The organism is Hymenobacter baengnokdamensis, assembly GCF_008728635.1.
In the GTDB taxonomy this organism is placed as follows: Bacteria; Bacteroidota; Bacteroidia; order Cytophagales; family Hymenobacteraceae; genus Hymenobacter; species Hymenobacter baengnokdamensis.
Map to the genome: position 1 here is coordinate 3207347 of NZ_CP044285.1, position 21855 is coordinate 3229201.

Annotated in this window: 21 protein-coding genes; 8 read left to right on the top strand and 13 right to left on the bottom strand. The window is 63.2% G+C overall.

What is annotated here, in order from left to right; genetic code table 11:
* Positions 1-167: 167 nt before the first annotated feature.
* The gene (locus tag F6X24_RS13715) at positions 168-857 is read left to right on the top strand and encodes a hypothetical protein (protein WP_151088535.1); all 690 of its coding nucleotides are present in this window, start codon (positions 168-170) and stop codon (positions 855-857) included.
* Positions 851-1780 (top strand): hypothetical protein, encoded by a 930-nt coding sequence (locus F6X24_RS13720; RefSeq protein WP_151088536.1) that lies wholly within the window; start codon positions 851-853, stop codon positions 1778-1780. Before F6X24_RS13715 ends, F6X24_RS13720 begins: the two co-directional genes overlap by 7 nt.
* Before the next feature lie 18 nt (positions 1781-1798).
* Here F6X24_RS13720 and F6X24_RS13725 read toward each other — a convergent pair whose 3' ends face one another.
* Positions 1799-2227 (bottom strand): EamA family transporter, encoded by a 429-nt coding sequence (locus F6X24_RS13725; RefSeq protein ID WP_151088537.1) that lies wholly within the window; start codon positions 2225-2227, stop codon positions 1799-1801.
* A gap of 395 nt (positions 2228-2622) precedes the next feature.
* Between F6X24_RS13725 and F6X24_RS13730 the strand changes: the two genes are divergently transcribed.
* Complete coding sequence (locus F6X24_RS13730; protein WP_151088539.1) at positions 2623-2973, top strand: DUF3592 domain-containing protein; 351 nt, start codon at positions 2623-2625, stop codon at positions 2971-2973.
* An 11-nt stretch (positions 2974-2984) separates the two neighbouring features.
* Here the strand turns inward: F6X24_RS13730 and F6X24_RS13735 are convergent, their stop codons facing one another.
* Positions 2985-3980 (bottom strand): NAD(P)H-dependent glycerol-3-phosphate dehydrogenase, encoded by a 996-nt coding sequence (locus tag F6X24_RS13735; protein ID WP_151088540.1) that lies wholly within the window; start codon positions 3978-3980, stop codon positions 2985-2987.
* An 81-nt stretch (positions 3981-4061) separates the two neighbouring features.
* Here F6X24_RS13735 and F6X24_RS13740 point away from each other — a divergent pair, with 81 nt between their 5' ends.
* Positions 4062-4868, top strand: coding sequence for an HD domain-containing protein (locus tag F6X24_RS13740; protein ID WP_229725102.1), 807 nt, complete (start codon positions 4062-4064; stop codon positions 4866-4868).
* Positions 4869-4955: 87 nt separating this feature from the next.
* Here the strand turns inward: F6X24_RS13740 and F6X24_RS13745 are convergent, their stop codons facing one another.
* Entirely contained in the window at positions 4956-6575 is a 1620-nt protein-coding gene (locus F6X24_RS13745; RefSeq protein ID WP_151088541.1) for a tyrosinase family protein, read from the bottom strand.
* A gap of 305 nt (positions 6576-6880) precedes the next feature.
* Between F6X24_RS13745 and F6X24_RS13750 the strand changes: the two genes are divergently transcribed.
* The 4 genes from F6X24_RS13750 (at position 6881) to F6X24_RS13765 (ending at position 13304) form a co-directional block, all read left to right on the top strand.
* The gene (locus F6X24_RS13750) at positions 6881-7126 is read left to right on the top strand and encodes a hypothetical protein (protein ID WP_151088542.1); all 246 of its coding nucleotides are present in this window, start codon (positions 6881-6883) and stop codon (positions 7124-7126) included.
* 231 nt (positions 7127-7357) lie between these two features.
* On the top strand, positions 7358-9973 hold the full coding sequence (gene gyrA / locus F6X24_RS13755) for a DNA gyrase subunit A (protein ID WP_151088543.1): 2616 nt from the start codon (positions 7358-7360) through the stop codon (positions 9971-9973).
* Positions 9974-10140: 167 nt separating this feature from the next.
* Positions 10141-11337, top strand: coding sequence for a tetratricopeptide repeat protein (locus tag F6X24_RS13760; protein WP_151088544.1), 1197 nt, complete (start codon positions 10141-10143; stop codon positions 11335-11337).
* 959 nt (positions 11338-12296) lie between these two features.
* A complete protein-coding gene (locus F6X24_RS13765; protein ID WP_151088545.1) occupies positions 12297-13304 on the top strand; it encodes a hypothetical protein in 1008 nt (335 codons plus the stop codon).
* Positions 13305-13379: 75 nt separating this feature from the next.
* On the opposite strand, the gene hisIE is transcribed toward F6X24_RS13765, so the two are convergent.
* The 10 genes from hisIE to hisG all read right to left on the bottom strand — a co-directional run bounded on the left by hisIE (position 13380) and on the right by hisG (position 21550).
* Positions 13380-14054, bottom strand: coding sequence for a bifunctional phosphoribosyl-AMP cyclohydrolase/phosphoribosyl-ATP diphosphatase HisIE (hisIE, locus tag F6X24_RS13770; RefSeq protein WP_151088547.1), 675 nt, complete (start codon positions 14052-14054; stop codon positions 13380-13382).
* A gap of 35 nt (positions 14055-14089) precedes the next feature.
* Positions 14090-14494, bottom strand: coding sequence for a VOC family protein (locus tag F6X24_RS13775; RefSeq protein WP_151088548.1), 405 nt, complete (start codon positions 14492-14494; stop codon positions 14090-14092).
* A gap of 33 nt (positions 14495-14527) precedes the next feature.
* A complete protein-coding gene (gene hisF, locus F6X24_RS13780) occupies positions 14528-15313 on the bottom strand; it encodes an imidazole glycerol phosphate synthase subunit HisF (RefSeq protein WP_151088550.1) in 786 nt (261 codons plus the stop codon).
* 10 nt (positions 15314-15323) lie between these two features.
* Positions 15324-15497, bottom strand: coding sequence for a hypothetical protein (locus tag F6X24_RS19005; RefSeq protein WP_191906329.1), 174 nt, complete (start codon positions 15495-15497; stop codon positions 15324-15326).
* Between the two features lie 47 nt (positions 15498-15544).
* Positions 15545-16267 carry a 1-(5-phosphoribosyl)-5-[(5-phosphoribosylamino)methylideneamino]imidazole-4-carboxamide isomerase gene (locus tag F6X24_RS13785; RefSeq protein ID WP_151088551.1) on the bottom strand — a complete coding sequence of 241 codons (723 nt, stop codon included), beginning with the start codon at positions 16265-16267 and terminating at the stop codon, positions 15545-15547.
* A gap of 67 nt (positions 16268-16334) precedes the next feature.
* Complete coding sequence (gene hisH / locus F6X24_RS13790) at positions 16335-17009, bottom strand: imidazole glycerol phosphate synthase subunit HisH (RefSeq protein WP_151088553.1); 675 nt, start codon at positions 17007-17009, stop codon at positions 16335-16337.
* A gap of 60 nt (positions 17010-17069) precedes the next feature.
* Positions 17070-18173: a bifunctional histidinol-phosphatase/imidazoleglycerol-phosphate dehydratase HisB gene (hisB, locus tag F6X24_RS13795; RefSeq protein ID WP_151088554.1), complete on the bottom strand. Its 1104-nt coding sequence runs from the start codon at positions 18171-18173 to the stop codon at positions 17070-17072.
* A gap of 18 nt (positions 18174-18191) precedes the next feature.
* Positions 18192-19247 carry a histidinol-phosphate transaminase gene (gene hisC / locus F6X24_RS13800; protein ID WP_151088555.1) on the bottom strand — a complete coding sequence of 352 codons (1056 nt, stop codon included), beginning with the start codon at positions 19245-19247 and terminating at the stop codon, positions 18192-18194.
* A 125-nt stretch (positions 19248-19372) separates the two neighbouring features.
* Positions 19373-20680, bottom strand: coding sequence for a histidinol dehydrogenase (gene hisD / locus F6X24_RS13805; protein WP_151088557.1), 1308 nt, complete (start codon positions 20678-20680; stop codon positions 19373-19375).
* A gap of 18 nt (positions 20681-20698) precedes the next feature.
* Entirely contained in the window at positions 20699-21550 is an 852-nt protein-coding gene (gene hisG / locus F6X24_RS13810) for an ATP phosphoribosyltransferase (RefSeq protein WP_151088558.1), read from the bottom strand.
* Positions 21551-21855 lie beyond the last annotated feature (305 nt).

Consider the following 21855-nt stretch of genomic DNA (forward strand, 5'->3'; position numbering starts at 1 on the left):
TATGATGCCGGCTGCTACTCCGCGTTTTTTTTGCTTGCTGACCCTGGTGGTGCTGGCGGGCTGTGCCGGCTTCGCGGCGCTGGTGCTTTATTCGGCCACCTGGCCCGAGGTGGCCGCGTTGCGGGGCTTCTACAGCTACGACTGGCACCCCGGCGCCCCGACTACCAATGAGTGGCAGCCCCGGGCTTATACCGAAGCCGAATTCGGAAGCCTGCGCGCGGCCCTGCTCGGCCTGGCCGGGGGGCGGGGCTGCTGGCCATCGCGCTGGCCTGGTCGGCCGGGGGCGGCAGCAGCTGGCCGCCCTGCGGCGCGGGGTGGCCGGCGCGGGCCGGGGCCTGAGGGCCGGGTGGCAGGCCCTGACGCCCGGCCAGCGCCGCGCGGCGGGCCTGGCTTTGCTCGGCCTCACGGCCCTGCGGCTCTACTACAGCTTCGTCATTCAGCCCTTCGATGATGCAACTTCCTACGAGCTGTTTGTGCGCGAGCACCTGCTGGTAGTGAGCAGCGTGTATCCGTACCCGAACAACCACGTGCTGAGCAACCTGCTTTCCTGGGTTTTCTACCAGGTGCAGCCGGGGTTCTGGTGGTCGATGCGCCTGCCGGTGCTGCTGGTGAGCACGGCCGCTACGGTCGGGTGGTTTCTGGCCCTGCTGCGGCGCAGCAGCTTTGGCGTGGCGCTGCTGGCCGTTGGCTGGTTTGGGCTGCTGAGTACGGGGCTCTACTACGCCGCTACGGGCCGGGGCTACTGGCAGCTGATAGGGTTGGGGGGAATTGGCTTTGGGTCCATGCTCACGCTGCTGGAGCCGGTGGCCGGGCAGCCCCCGGCCGCCGGCAGGCCGCCTGGGCCGGGCTCGTGCTAAGCGGCGTCCTGGGGTTGTACACGGTACCTGTCCACTCGTTTTTCCTGCTCTCGGCCTATGGCTGGCTGGGTTTGCAGGCCCTGCGGCGCCGGGCCTGGGCCCGCCTGGGGCGGCTGGCTGCCATGGGCAGCCTCACGGTGGCGGGGGCTGCCCTGCTCTACGCGCCGCTGCTGCTGGTGTCGGGCCCCGGACTGCTGCTGCACAACCGCTTTGTCAGGGCCCTTTCGGCCCCCGAATACCGGCGCGACCTGCTCGAAGGCCTGCACATGGCCCATCACCTGCTGGCGCTGCCGCTGGTGCTGGCCGTGCTGCTGGGCTTTGGCCGGTTGTGGTACCTGGCGCGGCAGCACCGGTTGCCGGCCCGGCAGGCCTGGCTGGTGGACCGGCTGGGGCTGCCGGCGCTGTGGTTTGCCCTGCTGCCGTATGCGCTGGCCCTGGCCCTGCGGGTGCAGCCGCCCGAGCGCACGTTCCTGTATAAAGCCCAGTATTTCTTTATCCTGGCGGCGCTGCTGGCCGATTGGGCGGCGCAGTTCGTCCGCTGGCCGGCGGCCCGGCTGCGGGTAGTATTGGCGGTCCTTACCCTGGTCTTTGCCCTGAGCCAGACCTGGCAGGTTTACCACCAGGAAGCAGTGCTGCGCACTGGCCTGGGCTGGCAGCGCACGGCCCCGGTCGTTAGCTGGCTGCTGACCCAGCCGCCTGGTCCGGTGCTGGCTCCCGAACTGCTCCACCTGTTTCTGGTGCGCTTCTATGCCTATAGCGGGCAGCCTGCTCGTGCCTGGCAGATTGACGACCGCCCGCGCCCGGGTGTTCGGTACCGTTACCTGGTGCGCCAGACCGGCGCGGCACCCGATGCGGGTAGGCTGCGCGTAGCCGGGCCACCAGCCTTTCAAAATTCCTTTCTGGAGGTGTTTGTTCTTGAATAATATATAATTTATTTTATATTACCCACGGGCCAGCAGCGCAATGCCCGCCACAATCAGCCCCAGGCCCCCGGCCTGCCCCGGCGTCAAGGTTTCGCGCAGCACTACCAGTCCCAGCACGGCTGCCAGCAGCACCGAGCCGCCCACAATGACGGGCGTGCCCACCGAGGCCGGCACCCCGCGCTTAAATACCACGAAGGTCAGCACCTCGGCCAGGCCCACGCTCAGGCCCGCCAGCGCCGCCAGGCCGAGCCCCTTGCCCGAAACCGCCAGCGGCTGCCCTTGCAGCTTGAGGCGCACGAGCCACGCCGCGCCCAGCCCGGCCGCCACCAGCTGCAGCACGACTGCGCCCACGGCCGGCGGCAGGTGCTCGGCGGCCAGCTTGATAAAGAAGTTGTAGCCCGCCAGGCACAGGGCCGTGAGCAGGGCAAGCGGGAGCCAGTTGGTCATAAGAATGTACACGCAGCTATCTTTGCCGCACGCGCGTTGGGTATGTCCCCCGGCCTACGGTAGCCCTTGAAAAAGGGAAACCCCGGCTGCGCTAACAGTCGGGGTTTCTGAAGCGGGGGTTTTAGTGGAACCCTAACTTCATCTCCAATGAAACGGGACAACGCGACAAAACTACTACAGGCAGTGGGAAAAGCTGTGCTGGTGGGGTTTGCCAGTGGCGTAGCAAAGGCCTTGGCCGTGCTGCTTGTCACTTACTTACTCCGGTAGTTGGGTAAGGGGTTGGGCCAGGTGCCCGGCCCCTTATTTTATGTAACTGCTGCAAATATAACGGGTTGGGGCGGGAGTTGGTTTCGGGCTGCTTAAGCTACCTTAGCTGCTCTGGCTGACCTCAGTAAATGGACCTGACCTCTAGCATCTCTTATACTTTTCTTGCTGGATGCGCAGTGGTCGGCGGGATACGTGCTGTTCGTCGCATTACAAACGATATCAGACAGGGTAAGCAACTACAAGTGCGTGGGGTGCAAACGCAAGGGACAGTAGTTAGGAATAAGCTTGTTTTAAGCAAAGCAACGTCAAGTTTTACGCCGGTAATTCGTCCGGTGATTTGCTTTAAAACCGAAGAAGGTGAGACGATTGAAGCGGTAGATTATTCTGGCTGGGCAATGGCTGTTCCCCGATTTTCGAAAGGGACAAAAGTTATGGTTCGCTACGACCCGATAGACCCCACCAACTTTGAGCGGTTGTAAGCAGCTTTCTTTTACCGCAGCTTCTCCTTCAGTATCTCCAGCTCCACGGCCGGGGCAATGCGCTCATAGAGAATGTTATACGCGGCCGTAGTAATCGGCATATTTACCTTGAGCTTACGGTTCAGCTCGTGAATGCTCTTGACGGCGTAGTACCCCTCGGCCACCATGTTCATCTCCAGCTGAGCCGACTTTACCGAGTACCCGCGGCCCACCATGCTGCCAAAGGTGCGGTTGCGTGAGAACTGCGAGTACGCCGTTACCAGCAAGTCGCCGAGGTAGGCCGAGGCCGAGAGGTCGCGCGGCTGGGGCGAGATGGCCTGCAGAAAGCGGCGGATTTCCTGCACCGCGTTGCTTACCAGCACGGCCAGAAAGTTGTCGCCGTAGCCCAGGCCGTGGGCAATGCCGCCGGTAAGGGCGATGATGTTTTTCATCACGGCGCAGTACTCGATGCCGTCGAGGTCGGCCGCCGGGTGGGCCGAAACATAGCGATTTCTTAATAGGGTGCAGAAGGCCAGCCCCAGGCCGCTCACGTCGGGCGAGCCGATGGTGAGGTAGCTCTGCTTTTCGAGGGCTACTTCTTCGGCGTGGCAGGGCCCGGCAATGACGCCGAGGCGACTGGCCGGCAGCCGGAAGCGCTCCTGCACGTAGTCGGTCACGAGGATGTTCTTACCCGGTATCATGCCCTTGATGGCCGACACGACCCCGATTTTATGGCGCAGCGCGTCGCGCCCCAGCTTATCGAGCACGGGCTGCACAAAGGCGGCCGGCACGGCCAGCACCAGCCAGTCGGCCTCGGCCACGGCGTCATTGAGGTCGGAGGTGGGGTACACCAGGTTGCGGTCGAAGAGCACGGCCGAGAGGTAGCGCGGGTTGTGGCCGGTGCGCAGCAGGTGCTGCACATCGTCTTTCGAGCGCAGCCACCAGTCGACACGCGCGCCGTTTTCGGAGAGAATCTTGGTAAGGGCAGTGGCCCAGGAGCCGCCGCCAAGCATGGCAATTTTTTCCATATAGTAGGGCCGGGGAGGGCCGCCCGTCAGCCGGTCAGGGAGGGATTCGGCCCGCAAGCTAGAGCGTAACCCCGCATATTTGTGGGCGGGCCGGTTGGCGATAAGCCACCCGACCGCCTGAACGTGGTGCTGCCCAGCGCGAAGCAGGCGCTGCCCGCCCGCTGGCCCGGCGGGCGCCCACTACTCAGCCGGCTCGCCCGGCGTATTTCATTGCCTTATTTTTTTCAGCCTATGACCCCGGTTATTGCCGCTACGGCCGCTTTTATCGAAGACAAATTCAAGGCCGAAGGCGCGGGCCACGACTGGCCGCACATCTGGCGGGTGTGGCAGGTGACGCGCACGCTGGCCCAGGAGCACGAGGGGCCGGGCCTCAACCAGGAGGTAGCCGAGCTGGCCGCTCTGCTGCACGATATTGCCGACTGGAAGTTTCACGGCGGCGACTACGAGGCCGGCCCGCGCGCGGCCCGCGCCTGGCTGGCCAGCCAGCAGGTGCCCGAGGCCACGGTGGCCCGCGTCGAGCAGATTATCCGCGAAGTCAGCTTTAAGGGCCTGGGGGTCGCAACGCCGGTGAGCAGCCCCGAGGCGGCCGTGGTGCAGGATGCCGACCGCCTCGACGCCATCGGGGCCATCGGGGTAGCCCGGGCCTTTGCCTACGGTGGCCACAAAGGGCGCCCCATGCACGACCCGGCCGTGCCCCCCGTTTCGCACGCCGACTTCGAGCACTACAAGCAAAGCACCGCGCCCACCCTCAACCACTTCTACGAGAAGCTGCTGCACCTCAAAGACCGCCTGCACACGCCCGCCGCGCGCCGGCTGGCCGCGCGCCGCCAGCAGTTTATGGAAGAGTTTGTGGCCCAGTTTCTGGCCGAGTGGGAGGGGCGGGCCTAGCCAATTCCACCTCAGCCACCGTACCAGTGCCCCGGCCGCCGGCTGGCAGGCGGGGCACTGGTACGGTGGCTGAGGTGGGGCGGGTTATCAGATGGCCTGCGTGACCAGGGTTAGCTGCTCGATGGTGATGGGTACCCCGTTGGTGCCGGCCGGTACCACCTGCACATCGAGGGCCTGGCCGAAGCTGGCCGCGTCTACCTCGTCCGTAATGTCGAACACGAAGGTGCGCGTAAACCGGCTGGCCTTGGGCATCACCATACCCTCCATGCCGGGGCCGTCGTGGTGGTGGGTTGCCCCAAAGAAGTTGAGGACCCCGGCCAGGTGCTGCTGGGTAGCCAGCGGGCCGGTGCCCCCCTGGCGGCGCACGTACAGGGCATAGAAGCCGCTAGGCTCCTGGCTCAGCGAGGCCTCGACCCGCAGCAGCAGGCGCTGGGGGCGGGCGTTGGCCCCAGGCTGGGGGGTGGCGCTTTTAAGCAGGCCGGCTTTGGGGGCGGGCACGGCCAGGCGGGCCGTAAAGCTCGTCGTGGTCACCACCGACTTGCCCACCCGGGTGGTGGCCAGGGTCACGGGTGGGGTACTCTGGTTGGGGCGTCCCTGGGCCAGCAATACCACGTCCTCTTTCGCCTTGGCAGCGGGTGGGGCGGGAAGCCGGTCGTAGCGGTAGTCGGGGTGCATGGCCAGGGCGTAGGCTGAGTCGACGGAGTACGAGACGTGTTTGCCGTTTTCGTCAATGAAATTGTAGTGGTTCCAGTTATCGGCCTTCAGCGAGTCCAGGTTGGGCCGCTGGCCCTGGGGCGACTGCGCCCACTGGGTCCACAGCAGGTCGATATTGGCGTGGTGGACCCAGAAGACGGGGTCGAACCCCGCCGACGGAACGTTGCCCATCATGCCGTTTGCTACCTTGCGCTGATAAATACGGTTCCAGCGCGGGGTGTTGTCGATGCCAGTGGAGGTGCCGCTGCCGATGTAATCGTGCATGGCCCCGTGCAGGCCCTGGTCCAGCTCGGTATTAAACGTAGTAAAGAGCCGGTTTTGAAACAAGGTAGTGGTGTTCAGCACGGGGTTCATCCACGGGCCGATGGCCTTGCCCTGGTTGAGCCACGCCGAGCGCTCCACGTTGGAAAGGGAGTCGCGGCTGGCGCCGGCATTGCGAAAGGCGGCGGGCATTATCCGGGTGGCGGGCGTAATGTAGTCCCAGTAGGGCAGGGCAAAGTCGGCCTTGCCGGAGAGCTTGCGCACGATGCGCTCGAGGTGCCAGGTAAAGAGGCGGTGCCAGACGAGGAAATGGTGTTCGCCGCTGCCGTGGGTGCAGCCATCCCAGGCAAAGGGCTTGTCTTTGCCAAACGGCGCGCACAAGGGCGAAGCCTGGCTGTAGCTCGGCACGTTGTGAATGGCTCCCTGGTAATACCAGCTCAGGGGGTTGTCGCAGGGCATGTTTTTCATCAGCGCCATCGCTTTCTGCAGGGCCGCCAGGTCGGCCTGGCCCTCGGGCGAGGCCGCATTGTGGCGAACGAAGAAGCCACCCGCGGGCCGGGCCGGGCTTGTGCGTGCGGTACTGTCGCGGGCTGTCGTCAAGGCAGGGGTTGTCTTCTCCTCGGTTTTGGTAGTAGTACCCGACTGGCAGCCGCTGGCCAGCAGGCCTCCCAGTAGCAGTAGGCCGGCCCACTGCGTGGGGCGGGCGGGTGGGAAAGAGAAAGGGTGTTGCATGGAAAAAAGGAAAGAGGGAGTGGAGGAAGAAAGCAGTGAGGCGGGGGCAGGGCCAGCAGCCCAACGGGCGCGCAGCCAGGACGCGCAGTCAGCCCGCGATAAAAAGCCGTCTGCCAGGCAGTTACTTCCTGGCAGCGGCCGGCCAAATATAGAGGTAAGCTGCGCTTTAGTAGCGTTCAAAAATTGATTTTTAATTAAATACGAGTAGAAATACGGGGATTTACCCGTATTTCTACCCAGTGCCGGCTGCCGGCCCGGGTTCACGGCCGGCGGGACGCGGCGGGCTTAGCTGTTACTTTTACGGCATGCTTAGCTTTCGCCGTTCGTTCTCCTTGTTGGGCCTGCTGCTGGCCGTCGGCCTGCTGGCTGGCTGCCGCACCTGTCCCATCGACTCGTGCCACATCCGGAAGGTGCACTACCACAACGGGGCGAAATATAGGGCTCGTCCTATATGGAAAATGCAATATCCGGCCATCGGGGAACGGATTAAGGTGCAGCACGATGGCGACAACAAGCGCAAAGACCAGGACCACAGCAAGCCGCTGAAATAAGCTGGGCACTAGGAGCGGGCGGGTGGATTTCGCTTTTTAACGGGGCTAGGGCAGGCGCAGAGTGCTGAGTCGGGGGGTAGACGAGTGCTGCCTCAAAGTGCCGCATACGCTAGGAAAAGCGGCTTTTTTGCCGTAACTTGCGCACGCAATACAGGTGAAAGTCAAAAGCCCCGGAAACGGCGGCTGCCGGGCATCACCTTTTACCGCTTCACTCTTAACTCCATTACTGGAATGGCCGAAGGCGAAAAAATTATCCCGATTAACATCGAAGACGAGATGCGCGGGGCCTACATCGACTACTCGATGTCGGTGATTATCTCGCGGGCGCTGCCCGACGTGCGCGACGGCCTCAAGCCCGTGCACCGGCGCGTGCTCTACGGCATGAGCGAGCTGGGCGTCTCGTACACTAAAAGTCATAAAAAATCGGCCCGTATTGTGGGCGAAGTGCTGGGTAAGTACCACCCGCACGGCGACAGCTCGGTATACGACACCATGGTGCGCATGGCCCAGGACTGGAGCCTGCGCTACCCGCTGGTAGACGGGCAGGGCAACTTCGGCTCGGTCGACGGCGACTCGCCGGCTGCCATGCGCTACACCGAAGCCCGTCTCAAGCGCCTCTCCGACGAGCTGCTGGGAGATTTGGATAAGGACACGGTAGACTTTCAGCCCAACTTCGACGACTCGCTCGAAGAGCCCAGCGTGCTGCCCGCCAAGTTTCCGAACCTGCTCGTGAACGGTACCAGCGGCATTGCCGTGGGCATGGCCACCAACATGGCGCCCCACAACATGACGGAGGTAGTGAACGGCATCGTGGCCTACCTCGATAATGCCGACATCACCATTGCCGAGCTGATGGAGCACATCACGGCGCCCGACTTCCCCACCGGGGGCATCATCTACGGCTACGAGGGCGTGAAGCAGGCCTTCGAAACCGGCCGGGGCCGCATCGTGATGCGGGCCAAGACAAACTTTGAAACCCTGCCCAACGGCAAGGAGCAGATTATCGTGACCGAGATTCCCTATCAGGTGAACAAGGCTTCGATGATTGAAAAGACGGCGGCCCTCATCAACGAGAAGAAAATCGAGGGTATTTCGGCCCTGCGCGACGAGAGCGACCGCGACGGTATGCGCATTGTGTACGAGCTCAAGCGCGATGCCCTAAACACGGTGGTGCTCAACAACCTCTTCAAATACACGCAGCTGCAGTCCTCGTTCGGCGTCAACAACGTGGCCCTGGTCAAGGGCCGCCCCATGACCCTGAACCTGCGCGACCTCATTGTGTACTTCGTCGAGCACCGGGAGGAAGTAATCGTGCGCCGTACGCGCTACGAGCTGGCCGAAGCCCAGAAGAGGGCCCACATCCTGGAAGGCCTGCTCATCGCCCTCGACCACCTCGACGAGGTAATTAAGCTCATCCGCGAGTCGCGCGACCCGGAGGTAGCCCGCTCAGGGCTCATCGAGCGCTTCGCCCTGAGCGAGGTGCAGGCCCGCGCCATCCTGGATATGCGCTTGCAGCGCCTCACCGGCCTGGAGCGCGACAAGCTCGTGGCCGAGTTTGAGGAGCTGATGCGCCTGATTGACCGCCTGAACACCATCCTGGCCTCGGAAGCCGAGCAGCGGCTGCTTATTAAGAACGAGCTGCTGGACATGCGCGAGCGCTACGGCGATGCCCGTCGCACGAGCATCAACCAGGCGGGCGGCGACTTCTCGATGGAAGACATGATTGCCGACGAGGCGATGGTGATTACCGTCAGCCGCGAGGGCTACATCAAGCGCACCAGCCTCGATGAGTACCGTACCCAGGGGCGGGGCGGGGTGGGCGCCCGCGGGGCCGGCTCCAAGCAGGACGACTTTACCGAGCACCTGTTTGTGGCTACCACCCACGAGTACCTGCTCATCTTCACCGAGCAGGGCCGCATGTTCTGGCTGCGGGCCTACGAAGTGCCCGAAACCGCCAAAACCAGCAAGGGCACGCCGCTGCAAAACCTCATCGACAAGCCCAAGGAAGATGCCGTGCGCTCGGTGCTCAACGTGCGCAACCTGCGCTCGCCCGATTACCTGGAAAACACCTTCCTCATGTTCTGCACCGAGCAGGGCACGGTGAAAAAGACCCCTTTGGAGGCCTATTCACGGCCCCGGGCGGCGGGTATCAACGCCATTACCATCAACGAAGGCGACCGCCTGCTCGACGTGCAGCTGCTCTCGGGCAACTCCGAAGTGGTGCTGGCGCTGCGCTCGGGCCGGGCCGTGCGCTTTCCCGAAGACAAGGTGCGGCCGATGGGCCGTACGGCGGCCGGGGTGCGCGGCATTACCCTGGGCGAGGAAGCCGGCGACCGGGTGGTGGGCATGGTGTGCATCGCCGACCCCACCCAGGAGCTGCTGGTCGTAAGTGAGAACGGCTACGGCAAGCGCTCGGCGCTCGACGAGTACCGGGTAACCAACCGGGGGGGCAAGGGCGTGCGCGCCATGATGCTGACCGAGAAAACCGGTAAGCTGGTTTCTATTCAGGCCGTCAACGATGCCGACGACCTGATGATAATCAACCGCTCGGGCCTCACCATTCGCCTCAGCATGAGCGAGCTGCGCACTATTGGCCGCGCCACCCAGGGCGTACGCCTGTTTAAGGTAGCGGCCAATGACGAGATTTCGTCGGTAGCCAAGGTGGCGGCCGCCGAAGCCGAGCTCGACCCGCTGGCCGCTGAAGCTCAGGCGAGTGCTATACTGGTGGCCGAAGCCGACCGTCTGCCCGCCGACGAAGGCCCCGATGACGAGCTGCTGGACGACGCCGATGAGCTGGAAGCTGTAGCCGACGATTCGGATGCTGAAGCGGCCGATGAGCAGGAATAAGCGCGGGTGAGCAGGAGTGGGGCGGCTGGCTTTGCCGGCCGCCCTTTTTTGGGCCAGGCAGCGGGTAAAAGGGTAAAACCAGGCGCTGGCTCCTTCGTAAACGTGCGCCGGCGCGATTTTGCCGGACGGGTGTAGTTTTGTGCCGTCAACATTTTCTTTTCCCTCCCATGAAAAAATCCTTTCTGACGCTCGCCGTCGCCACTGCCATGCTGGCCGCCGGCCTGGCCACGCCCGCGCTGGCCCAGAATTCGGCCGTGACCAACGCCATCCTCAGCCAGAAAGCTGGTCAGCTCGACAAGGCCCTGGTGAGCATCAACGAAGCCATTACCAACGAAAAGACCAAGGATAAGGCCAAAACCTGGTTTACCCGCGGCGATATCTACTACCAGATTATTGACCCGAGCACGCAGGCGCTGTTTGCCAAATACGGCAAAGACCTGCAGCCCGGCGAAGCCCTGCAAAAAGCCACCGAGTCGTACAACAAAGCCCTGCAGCTGGATGGACCCGCGGGCGAGTTCGGCAAGCAGGTGCCCGCCCGCCTGCAAAACCTGTACGGCATTGCCTTCAATGCCGGCGTAGTGGGCTACCAGGCCAAGGAGTATGACAAGGCGCTGGCCGGGTTCCGGCAGGCTTCGCAGATAAATCCGCAGGATACTACGGCTGTCCTATATAGCGCGTATACTCAGGATGCGAAGCAGGATTTTGCCGGGGCCAAAGCCAGCTACATGCAGCTGCTGAGCCTGGATGCGTACAAGTCAAAGCCCGCCCCGGTGGCAGTGTACCAGCGGCTGCTGCAAATAGCCCGCGAGGAGAAGAACGATGCGGATGCCCAGAAGGTGCTGGCCCAGGCCCTGGTGGCCTATCCTAATAACAAGACCTTTCTGATTGAGGATTTGAACCGGTCGATGGCCGGTAATAACGGTGGCGCCGCGGCGGTGGACAAAATCACGAAAACCATTGCTGCTGACCCGACGAACGCCAACCTGTACGCCGTGCGGGGCTCGCTCTACGACCAGCAGAAAAAAACCGACCTGGCGCAGGCCGACTACAAGAAGGCGATTGAGCTGGACCCCAAGAATTTTGATGCCGAGTACAACATGGGTATCTACAACTTCAACCAGGCCGCTGCGCTCTATACCAAAGCCAGCAAGATGGACCTGAAGACGTATCAGCTAAAAGGCAAGGCGCTGGAAACCGACGGTAAGAAGTACTTCGAGGCCTCAGTGCCGTATTTCGAGAAAGCACTGGAAGTGCAGCCCAATGACCCTGGCTGCCTGAGCGCCCTGCAAAAAGTCTATTTCCGGTTGGGCCGCAATGCCGATTCCAAAAAGATGGAAGACCGGCTGCAAGCGTTGAAAAAATAAAACAGCCCGGGTTTTAAAGTAGTGCTAAAGAAGCGCGCTGGCTAGCTTAGTCAGCGCGCTTCTTTTTTAAGTACCCAGGCAGAATGAGAGGGTGGGCGGCAGGGCAGGGAGTTTAGAGAAAGTCAATTTAACATAATATAAATTATAAGACAAATGGAATTTTAAAAAAATGGAATTTTAAAAAACAAGCTGGTAGCAGGTACTTGCCAGTCCGAGAACAGACCGGCTGGTGCGGGCTACTGGCAGTGCGGTACCCGACCCGAATCGCGTTGAGCCATCGGGTGGTTAATTTCCCGCATCAACCAGTTTCGTATGTTACTTAGTGGCGGATATTCAGCTCGCATCAGCAGCCCGCCGAAACGTATAGATTTAAAGCTCGAACTTATTCCTGTTCCGGTGGCCGGCCTTGGCCGCGCCAAAAAGGTTTATGTCGACCAGGTGGGCTTTAACACTTGACCATGATGTGCGACCTGGTGCGTGCGGGTGGTCCCACCGGGCTCTGCCTGTTCGATTGTGTTAACTATGGGCCTGAGCAGCCTCGCAATGCCGGCTGATAGTCTGCGCTATTGCGCAAGCCCGGGCTGCTTGGTCGTAGTGTGCTGGGGAGCAGAAGTCAGGACTTCGGCGGTGGTATACCACAGGCGGCTTCCAGGACCTGTATGGTACACTTGGACTTGGCAGCAACTGCCGACTCGGCAGTGACTCAGTTAAGATGGATGGTAAAGAATAACAGGCTCTACTCCTAGCTAAGCTCTTTTCCTATCCTAGTACAGTATAAAACTAAGTTAAGTGTTGGTATAATAGATAAACGTACATTAAGTACCTATAAGTATAAAAAAGTACAAAATAAAACATAATTTTTATACTTTTTTATACTTTTAACTTTATTGCTTGTTTTATAGTTTATAATTGTACTACTATTGCCAAGACCCTGTACTCCATCCTAATCTAGTACTAGTATGCCAAAACTGATTGATTATCCCCGCACCAGCTACAGCGGCGCCTGGGAAGTAGCCGAAGTAGTAGACGACACCGGCGGAAAATGCGCCCTCGATACCTGCGCCCGCAAGCTTAATCGTAAAGTGAGCGGCTCTTTCAAGGCCATTGTGGGCTCTGCCGTGAAGTTTGGGTTATTGACCAGCAAACGAGAGCTGCTGGCCACCACCACGCTCTTTCGCCGCATTAAGCATGCCTACGACAAGCAGGAAGAGCTCGTCTTTCACCGGGAAGCCTTTCTAACGCCTCCACTCTTCACGCAACTCTGCCGTAAGTTCCGCTCCCGGGAATTACCCGTCGCCATGCTCGATGTACTACTCATGCGCGAGTTTGGGGTGGAAGAAATCAATGCCCAGGGGGTTTCCAAGGCTTTTGTCGACGGGGCACGCATGGTAAAGCTCCTCGACGAGCACAATATCATTGCAGATATCGACCAGCTGGCTGCTCAACAGCCACCCCGGCGCGAGTTGGCCAGCCCTACCCCGGCACCCAACGTATTTCGCCAGCTTCCGCTTCCCAGTGCGCCTGAGCCCGACGAGTCGGAGCCGACCGACGACGACTTCGACAACGCCCCCTTAGAAGCCCTGCTGCCAGCAGCAACGGCTCTTCCCCCGCCGCCAGCGCTCCACGCCGGCAACAAGCCCCTGTTACCGGCCCAACGCCCCGCCCCGGCAGCTACTACCGATGCTATCGCCAGTCTCTTTGGGCTCAACGGCACCGGCGACAACGTAGTAGGAGCCGCCCCCAGCGGGCCGGCTCCTACTGCTACTACGAGCAGCCAGGCAGCGCCCGCTAAGCCAGCAACTCCCCCAGCCAGTGCCCAGGGCACCGGGCCAGCCCCGGCCGAGCGGCTGTTTCGTATTCAACTCACCGGCCCCGGCATGAACACCCAGCTCGACGTAACCGAAGTAGAAGACCTGAACTTAATCAGGGCACTGCTGGATAAAATCGAGCGCCAACTAAAAAGATAACTGACTGACCAGAAGAAGCAAATAATCCTGTTTATAAATTATGTTAAGCAAAATTACCCTTCGCGGGCGGGCGGCTTAGTCGGGCAGCGGGCGGCGCTGGCCCGCGCCGATGGTTTGGTGGCGCTGCCGCAGCACGGCCAGCATTTCCTCCAGCGAGGAGCCGCTGGCACGTAGCAGCACCAGCAGATGGTACACCAGGTCAGCCGCCTCCCCGGGCAGGCCGGCTTTATTACCGGCCATCGCGTCGATAACCGTTTCAACGGCTTCCTCCCCTACTTTCTGGGCAATACGGGCCAGTCCTTTCTCAAATAGCCGCACCGTATAAGAGCCCGGCTCCTCGGCCGGGTATTGCCGGCGCCGCTCAATGAGGCGGTCCAGCTCAGCCAGAAAGCTCACCGCCGGGGCCGGGCGGGTGGCATCCGGCGCCGCTTCTTCCGCACCGGGCAGCCCCTCGAAGCAGCTGGTGGTACCCCGGTGACAGGTGGGACCATCGGGCCGGGCCAGCACCAGCACCGTGTCCTGGTCGCAGTCGAGGTGCAGGCTCACTACCTGCAGGTAGTTGCCGCTGGTTTCGCCCTTGGTCCAGAGCCGCTGTTTGGAGCGCGAGTAGAACGTTACGCGGCCCTCGGCCTGCGTGCGCTGCCAGGCTTCGGCGTTGAAGTAGCCCAGCATGAGCACCTGCCCCGTGGCCGCATCCTGCACGATGGCGGGAATGAGCTGGTCGGGCATCTTTTGAAAATCTAACGTCATAAGAGAAGAGAAAAGCGGACGAGCCGCAAGTGGGGTCAGGCAACCGGGGTTTTGGGCTGCAGCAGGTCCCAGAGGTTGCCATACAGGTCTTCAAAGACGGCTACCGTGGCGTAGACTTCCTCACGCGGAGCTTCGTGAAAGCGCACGCCCCGCGCCCGCATAGCGTGGTAATCGCGCCAGAAATCGTCGGTTTGCAGAAACAGAAACACCCGGCCGCCGGTCTGGTTGCCGACCCGGCTTAGCTGCTCGGCATCGTCGGCCTGAGCCAGCAGCAGGGCACTGCCCGCCGGGGCACCAGGGGGCGCTACCAGCACCCAGCGCCGGGTAGCGCTCAGGCGGGTATCGGCCAGCAGCCGGAAACCCAGCTGCCGGGTGTAGAAGGCAATCGCCTCATCGTAGTCACGAACTAACAAGGCAACGTGGGCCAGCTGCTGATACATAGATTATTTATTATATTTAAACCAGCCCCAATCCTAGCCAACCGGACGCATGGCTACGCCTTCCAGCAGCAGATAGTTTTTGAGCCCGGCCACCGAGATGTCGCCGAAATGGAAGACACTGGCCGCCAGCGCCGCGTCGGCCCCGCCGGGCCGCAGCACCTCACGAAAGTGCGGGGCCGCCCCCGCCCCGCCCGAGGCAATAACCGGCACACCTACGGCGGCGGCGACTCCCCGTGTCAGGCTGAGGGCGTAGCCGTCGCGGGTGCCGTCGTGGCTCATGGAAGTGAGCAGCAGCTCGCCCGCCCCACGCTCGGCGGCCTCGCGGCACCAGGCGACGGCCTCGCGGCCGGCGGGATGACGCCCCCCGTGGGTAAAGACTTCCCAGGCTTCTTGCGAGGCGGTCGTGGCTTCTTCGTTGGTTTGCCGGGCATCCACGGCTACCACGATGCACTGGCTGCCGAAGCGACGGGCCATCTCGTCAATCAGGCCGGGCTCGCGCAATACGGAAGAGTTGAGGCTGACTTTGTCGGCTCCGTTGAGCAGCAGCGCCTCCACGTCGGCTACTGCCCCGATGCCGCCGCCCACGGTGAAGGGAATATTGACCTCGCGGGCCACGTTGCGCACCAGCTCGAGGAGGGTGCGCCGCTTTTCCACGGTGGCGGTGATGTCGAGCAGCACCAGCTCATCGATGCCCTCCTGGGCGTAGCGGGCGGCCAGGGCCACGGGGTCGCCGGCGTCGCGCAGGTTCACGAAGTTGGTGCCCTTTACGGTGCGGCCGTTCTGTACGTCGAGGCAGGCAATGAGGCGTTTGGTCAGCATACGCTATATATTATACAGGAATCAGGTACAGCTCTTCCACCGGCACGCCGTGCAGCGTGGGCCGGCCAGCGGCCGTAGCGGCCAGGGCCGCCCGCGCCGTGGCCACTACGGCCGCTGGCCGCGTGGTCGAAGAGCGTATCGTCGAGGTCAAAAAAACGGTCGTAACCGGGAGAGCGAAGGACATGGCGGGGAAATAACAACGAAGCAGGCAGGAAGCTTAAAGCGACCCCGCTACCTGGCCAGCTCGGCGCGCAGCTCGGCCTCCGTAATGGTGCCTTCGTAGATGGCTTTGCCAATGATGGCCCCGCTCATGCCCAGCGCCCGCAGCGCCGCCACGTCGTCCACCGTCGTCACGCCGCCGCTGGCCACGAACTGCGCGGCCGGAAACTGCTGCCGCAGCGCCGCGTAGGTAGCGGTGGCGGGGCCCTGAAGCTGACCGTCGCGGCTCACGTCGGTGCAGATGAAGGTGGTGGCCCCGGCCGCCAGGTAAGCGCCGATAAACCCGGTCAGGGTCTGGTCCGACTGCTCGGTCCAGGCGCTCACGGCAATGTACTCGCCCTTGAAATCGGCTCCGATGATGATGCGCCCGGCCCCGAAGCGGGCCAGCCACTCCCCCACCAGGGCCGGCTCACGGGCCGCGATGCTACCCGCCGTAAGCTGCGCCGCCCCGGCCGCAAAGGCCGCCTCGGCCGCCGCCGTGGTCTGAATGCCCCCGCCGAAGTCGATGTGCAGGCGGGTGTGCCGGGCAATTCGCTCCAGCACCGGCAGCTGGCGCGGCGCTCGGGCGCGGGCCCCGTCGAGGTCCACCAGGTGCAGGTGGGTGGCGCCGAGCTGCTCGAAGTACTGGGCCTGGGCCAGCGGGTCGGCGGCGTAGGTGGTCTGGCGGGCAAAGTCGCCGCCGGTCAGGCGCACGCACTGGCCGTTGATGAGGTCGATGGCCGGAATAATATCCATTTGTATAATAATCTTAGGACTGGCAAAAGCAGCTTATTGCAACATTTGAGCAATCAATCAGGGCTGCTTAGCGCAGGTCGCCCTCCAGGAAATTGCGCAGAATCTGCTCGCCAACCGGGCCGCTCTTCTCCACGTGAAACTGCACGCCGTAGAAGTTGCGGTAGCGCACCCCCGCGCTGAAGGGCACCCCCGCCGGGTAGCTGGCCTGGGCAATGGTGTAGCTCCCCACCGGCGCGTAGTAGCTGTGCACAAAATACACGTAGTCGGCCGCCGTCGGAGTCGCATCAGCTGGCCGAGCCGACTGAGTATCGCTTTTCGGCGGCGCTGTGCCCAGGCCCGCAAACAACGGCGTTTGCAGGTCGTGGAGGTTGTTCCAGCCCATGTGCGGCACCTTATGCGTAGCATCGGGCGGCGCGAAGCGCACCACCTCGAACGGCAGCATTCCCAGCAGCTCGGTGCCGCCGGCCGGCCCTTCCGTGCTGTGGCGGCCCAGCAGCTGCATGCCCAGGCAGATGCCCAGGAAAGGCTGGGTGAGCGTGGGCAGCACCTTATCGAGGCCGGCAGCCCGCAGCGCCCGCATGGCCGAGCTGGCTTCGCCTTCCCCCGGAAACAGCACCCGGTCGGCCCGGCGGATGACGTCGGGGTCGGACGTGAGTACGGCGCTGGTGACCCCCAGGCGCTCGAGCGCAAACAGGACTGACTGCACGTTGCCTCCCTGGTAATCGATGACGGCAATGTTCATTTTAAAACATTTGGTATAATGAGTACTTTAGCCGGATTTACCCAAATGATAAAACAGCATTTATAAGATGCCTTTGGTGCTGGGAATCTCGTGCTGCCCGGCCGGGTCGCGCACCAGGGCCATTTTAATGGCTTTGGCCACGGCCTTGAAAATCGCCTCGATTTTGTGGTGCTCGTTGTCGCCTTCGCACTTGATGTTGAGGTTACAGCGGGCCGCGTCGGAGAAGCTTTTAAAGAAATGGTAAAACAGCTCGGTCGGCACGTCGCCCACCCGCTCGCGCGTAAAGTCGGCGGCCCACACCAGCCAGGGCCGGCCCGAGAAGTCGATGGCCGCCTGGGCCAGCGCATCGTCCATGGGTAGCAGGAAGCCGTAGCGGTTCACGCCGCGCTTGTCGCCGAGCGCTTCGTGGTAGGCCGTGCCAATGGCGATGGCCGTATCCTCCACCGTGTGGTGCTCGTCGATGTGCAAATCGCCGTGGGTGCGCACGTAGAGGTCGCAGCCACTATGCTTGCCCAATTGGTCGAGCATGTGGTCGAAAAAGCCCAGCCCGGTTTTACAATCGGTGTGGCCGGTGCCGTCGAGGTTAAGGATAACCTCAATGCGGGTCTCGTTGGTGTTGCGCATCACGTGGGCGCGGCGCGGCGGGCGGCGCAGGTGCTCGTAGACTTTCGCCCAGTCGGTGGTGCTGAGCGCGGCGCGCTCGTCGGCCTCGGCGTGGAGCAGGATGGCGCGGCAGCCCAGGTTCTCGGCCAGCTGCACGTCGGTGCGCCGGTCGCCGATGACGTAGCTGTGCGTTAAGTCGTAGCCGTTGGCCGGGTCGAGGTAGCGGGTGAGCAGCGCCGTGCCCGGCTTGCGCGTCGGGGCCGGGTCGTGGGCAAAGCTGCGGTCAATCAGAATCTCGCTGAACTCGACCCCCTCCCCGCGTAGGATGTCGAGCATTTTCTGCTGGTAGGGCCAGAAGGTATCCTCCGGGTAGCTGGCGGTGCCAAGGCCGTCCTGGTTGGTGACCAGTACCAGCTCGTACTCGCCGTCGCGGGCCAGCCGGGCCAGGGCCGTAATGGCGCCGGGCACAAAGTCGAATTTATGCCAGGCATCAATCTGATAGTCGGTCGGCGGCTCGATGAGGATGGTGCCGTCGCGGTCGATGAAGAGAACTTTTTTCATGTCAGGATAAAGCAGGAATTACGCGGCGTTAAACTCCGCCAGCGCCGCCAGCAGCTGTTCATTCTCCGCGGGCGAGCCCACGGTCAGGCGCAGCGTGCCGGCGCAGCCGGGCTGGGTGGTGCGGTTGCGCACCACAATGCCCCGGCCCAGCAGGTAGTCGTACACGGCGGTGGCGTCGGGGTGGAAGCGCACCAGCAAAAAGTTGGCATCCGACGGGAAAACCTCGGCCACAATCGGCAGCGCGGGCAGGCGCGCAGCCAGCCAGGCGCGGCCGCTGAGCAGCTGCCGGCGCAGCTCTTCGAAGTGCGGAGCCGCCGCCAGCGCCGCCAGCGCGTGCTGCTGGGTAGCCTCGGAGATGTTGTAGGGCGGCTTGATTTTATTGAGGTAGCCGATGATTTCCGGCGCGGCAAAGGCCATGCCCAGGCGCAGGCCGGCCAGGCCCCAGGCCTTGGAAAACGTCTGGAGCACCACCAGGTTGGGGAACTCCGCCAGGCGGGTCGTCCAGCTCGGGGCCGCGGCGAAGTCGGCGTAGGCCTCATCCACCACCACCAGGCCCCGGAAGCCGCGCAGAATCTGCTCGATGGCCGCGGCGTGCAGCAGGTTGCCGGTCGGGTTATTGGGCGAGCATATAAATACCAGCTTGGCCGAAGAGGCCAGCACACCGGCCACGATGGCGGGCGAGAGCTGGAAGTCGGCCGTCAGCGGCAGGCGCTCGATGCGCACATCGTTGAGGTGGGCGGCCACCTCGTACATACCGTAGGTAGGCGGCAGCAGCAAAATGCTGTCCGCGCCGCCCGGCGTGCAGGTCAGGCGCACCAGCAGGTCGATGGCCTCGTCGGAGCCGTTGCCCAGGAAAATCTGCGCGGGCTCCACGCCTTTCAGCTGCGCCAGCCCGGCCTTTACCGCCCGCTGCTGCGGGTCGGGGTAGCGGTTGAACTGCGCCGGCCCGGCGCTGCCCAGGCTGTTCTCGTTGGCATCGAGCATCACCTGGGCCTCGCCCTGAAACTCGTCGCGCGCCGACGAGTATGGCTTCATGGCCCGGATGTTGGGGCGAATGAGGGATTCTAAATTCATCGCAGATTTAACGGATTTAACGGATGGCGCAGATACGCCCACTGCGTGGGCTGGCTAGCTGAACAGGTTTTTATCAGACTCCCCTCTCCTTTTTGAGGGAGTTGGGGTGAGGCGCTCCGCCTGAGCTAGCGACTGGTCGCCAGCGCCTCCCGGCGCAGGGCCACGGCCTGGGCGTGGGCGCGCAGCCCTTCGGCTTCGGCCATCGCCTCTACCACCGGGGCCAGGGCGAGCAGGCCGGCGGGCGCCAGCTGCTGAAAGGTGATTTTCTTGTAGAACGAGTCGAGCGACACGCCGCTGTAGGCGCGGGCGTAGCCGCCCGTCGGCAGCGTATGGTTGGTGCCGGAGGCGTAGTCGCCCACCGCCTCGGGCGTGAGGTGGCCCATAAAAACGGAGCCGGCATTATATACATCATTCGCTATATTTTCGGGCGCGGCCAGGGCCAGGATAAGGTGCTCGGGCGCGTACTGGTTGCTGAACTCCAGCATGGTGGCGACGTCGGGCAGCAGCACGGCGCGGCTCTCGGCCAGGGCCTGGCGGGCAATCTCGGCGCGGGGCAGCCGCGGCAGCTGGCGCGCCAGCTCGGCGATTACACCAGTCAGCATTTGCTCGGAGTCCGTTAGCAGAACCACCTGCGAGTCGGGGCCGTGCTCGGCCTGCGAGAGCAGGTCGGCCGCCACGAAAGCCGGGTTGGCGCTGGCATCGGCGATAACGAGTACTTCGCTGGGCCCGGCGGGCATATCGATGGCCACCCCCCGCTGGGCCGCCAGCTGCTTGGCGGCGGTTACGTAGCGGTTGCCGGGGCCGAAAATCTTGTCCACGGCCGGCACCGAGGCGGTACCTACCGTGAGGGCCGCGATGGCCTGCGCCCCCCCGGCTTTGATGATGGTGGTCAGTCCCAGCTCCTGGGCGGCGAAGAGAATGGCGGGCGCCACGCGGCCGTCGCCCCGGCCGGGCGGCGTGCAGAGTACAATCTCGCGGCAGCCCGCCAGCCGGGCCGGAATACCCAGCATTAATAAGGTAGAAAACAACGGCGCCGAGCCACCCGGCACGTACAGTCCCACCCGCGGCACGGCCACGCTGCGGCGCCAGCAGCGCACGCCGGGCATGGTCTCCACTTCGGCTTCCACGGCGGCGGGGCGCTGGGCGGCGTGAAACTTTTCAATATTCTGAATAGCCTGGCGAATGGCGGCTTGCAGCGCGGCCGGCACCTGGGCGGCCCCGGCCGCCAGCTCTTCGGCGCTCACGCGCAGGTTGGGGAGGGCGGGTACGCCGTCGAGCTCCGCGGCGTACTGGCGCAGGGCCTCATCGCCGCGCCGGGCTACGTCGTCGAAAATCTCGCCGGCGCGGGCCAGGATGGCGGCGTTGCTGGCCGCCAGCGGCCGCTGCTGGAGCGCGGGCCACTGGCTAGGGTCGGGGTTGCGAAAGATTTGCATAGTACTACCTTTTCTTTCCTACCCGACTCGCTTTTCGATACCCAGCACCAGAATTCCTTCGGCTCCGATGGCCTGGAGCTGACCGGTGAGGTGCCAGAAGTTATCCTCATCCACCACCGACTGCACCGACACCCAGCCTTCTTCGGCCAGGGGCGTGACGGTGGGCGACTTAATGCCCGGCAGCAGCGCCTTTACCGCATCAAGCGCCGAAACCGGCGCGTTGAGCACGATGTATTTCGAGCGCTGGGCCCGGCGCACGGCCTGCATCCGGAAGCGCAGCTGGTCGAGCAGCTCCTGCTTTTCGGGGCTGAGGCCGGGGGCCGCGATAAGCACGGCTTCGGAGCGGAAAATGGTTTCGACCTCACGCAGGCCGTTGCCGAGCAACGTGGAGCCGCTGCTCACAATGTCGCAGATGGCCTCGGCCAGCCCGATGCTGGGCGCAATCTCCACCGAGCCGCTGATGGTGTGCAGGTGCGCCTGCACGCCCTGGCCGGCCAGGTAGTCGCCCAGGATTTTGGGGTACGAAGTCGCAATACTTTTGCCTTGCAGGTCGGCCACCGAGCCATAGGCCGCGCCGCGGGGCACGGCCAGGCTCAGCCGGCACTTGCTGAAGCCCAGGGTTTCGACCTCCAGGGCGGCGCAGTTGGCTTCTACCAGCACGTTCTGGCCCACGATGCCGAGGTCAGCCACGCCGTCCTGCACGTAGCCGGGAATATCGTCGTCGCGCAGGTAGAGGATTTCGAGCGGGAAGTTGCTGGCCTCGACCTTGAGCTTATAAGACGACGAAACGAAGCTGATGCCGCACTCGCGGATGAGCTGAAGGGAGTCCTCCGAAAGGCGGCCGGACTTTTGAATGGCTAAACGCAGCATGAGAAGAAAAAAGCTGCCGACCCGCCAAGGGGCCAGCCGCGAAACTGGACGGTGCCCCGGCCGCACCTGGCCGCCGGAAAGCTCATCCGTAAATACCCAAACGAAGAAAAAGTTATTTCCCGGCCCAGCGGCGGGGCGGCGGTGGAGACGCGAGCGGCTGGCTTCAGAGGCTACAGGGTAGCGGCCAGCCCGGTTGCCCGGTCTCCTACAGATGGTGGTGATGCTGCGGCGCGGCACCAGCCGGCTGCGCAGCCCGCCAGGCAGCCGCCAGGCCCATAGTGGGGACCGGCAGCGCGGAGCTAAAG